The following is a 1189-nucleotide window of genomic DNA, read 5'->3' as shown; positions in this document are numbered from 1 at the left end:
TAATCGTGTTCTTAAATCCTGAACCAACGTCCACTTCCTAAACTAATTCCATACTTTTCAAGTATTCCATTAGTTTACTCCAGTGCTTTGGTTCAAACCGGATTTAATCACAACTTATTTCATTTGTGACAATTGTGGTGCGATACGCTTCATATCTGACTCAGATACTAATTGTGATTTGCGTAATTGACGACGTTGTTTTTTAGTCTTGCCATGGAAACGGTGGCTAGTAAATGCACTTGCACGTTTCAATTTACCAGTACCTGTTCTTTTGAACCGTTTTGCTGATCCACGGTGTGTTTTTTGTTTTGGCATTACTGTTTCCTCCTGTAACTAATGATATGAACTGTTATTGTTCAGCTTTAGGTGCAAGCATTAAGAACATGCTACGACCTTCCATTTTCGCTTTAGATTCTACTTGTGCCACATCAGCCAATTCTTCAGCCATACGTTCTAACACGTCACGACCAATGCTTTTATGTGTAATTGCACGTCCTCTAAAACGAATAGAGACTTTGACTTTGTCTCCGTTTTGGATAAACTTACGAGCTTGACGACCTTTTGTATCAAAGTCATGTGTGTCAATCGTTGGACTTAACCGGATTTCTTTCACACTAACAACTTTTTGATTCTTACGAGCCGCACGCTCTTTTCTCTGCATCTCATAGCGGTATTTCCCATAATCCATGATTCTAGCAACTGGCGGTTTCGCATTTGGTGCGACCAGTACTAAATCAAGTTCGCTGTTTGCCGCAATTTCAAGTGCTTCGCGCGTAGATTTAACACCTAATTGTTCCCCTTCAGAATCAATCAGACGAACCTCACGTGCTCTGATACCGTCATTTACCATCATATCTTTTGCTATGATTCCTCACCTCCAAATTATTTGAGAGAAAACGCAGAAAAAGCGGATCGCCTAGAAGACGACCCGCTGCTTAATAATCACAAGTAAGCTACTGTTCACTCTGTCGAGTGAGTAGATTAAGATGATCAGCCCATGGACAATGTCGACATAGGCGAGAAGCGGGTGCTTCTGCTTGTTTTCTCAACTCTAACAGAATATCAAATCAAACTACCGTTGTCAATAGTTACTTACAATCAATTTGTCATGATTCTAGGGTTGTCAAACATATGTTACCTGAACTGATAATAGTGGTGCTTGATGTCTTGTCCACCAAAACGAATTTTT

General features: G+C 40.0%; 2 protein-coding genes. Both read right to left on the bottom strand.

The features are described 5' to 3' along the window. Nucleotides 1-114: 114 nt before the first annotated feature. Nucleotides 115-315, bottom strand: a complete 201-nt coding sequence (gene rpmI / locus H541_RS0111050) for a 50S ribosomal protein L35 (protein ID WP_022797314.1) — start codon at nt 313-315, stop codon at nt 115-117. 34 nt (nt 316-349) lie between these two features. Further along, the gene (gene infC / locus H541_RS0111045; RefSeq protein ID WP_022797313.1) at nt 350-853 is read right to left on the bottom strand and encodes a translation initiation factor IF-3; all 504 of its coding nucleotides are present in this window, start codon (nt 851-853) and stop codon (nt 350-352) included. Between the last annotated feature and the right edge of the window lie 336 nt (nt 854-1189).

Source organism: Bavariicoccus seileri WCC 4188 (assembly GCF_000421665.1).
Classification (GTDB): Bacteria; Bacillota; Bacilli; order Lactobacillales; family Aerococcaceae; genus Bavariicoccus; species Bavariicoccus seileri.
Note: the sequence above shows the minus strand (reverse complement) of the source record. Positions and strands in the feature narration are given on the sequence as shown.

What these genes read in the sequence shown, in the direction of transcription:
- rpmI (WP_022797314.1), bottom strand. Translation starts at nt 315, where the DNA reads ATGCCAAAACAAAAAACACACCGTGGATCAGCAAAACGGTTCAAAAGA.
- infC (WP_022797313.1), bottom strand. Translation starts at nt 853, where the DNA reads ATGATGGTAAATGACGGTATCAGAGCACGTGAGGTTCGTCTGATTGAT.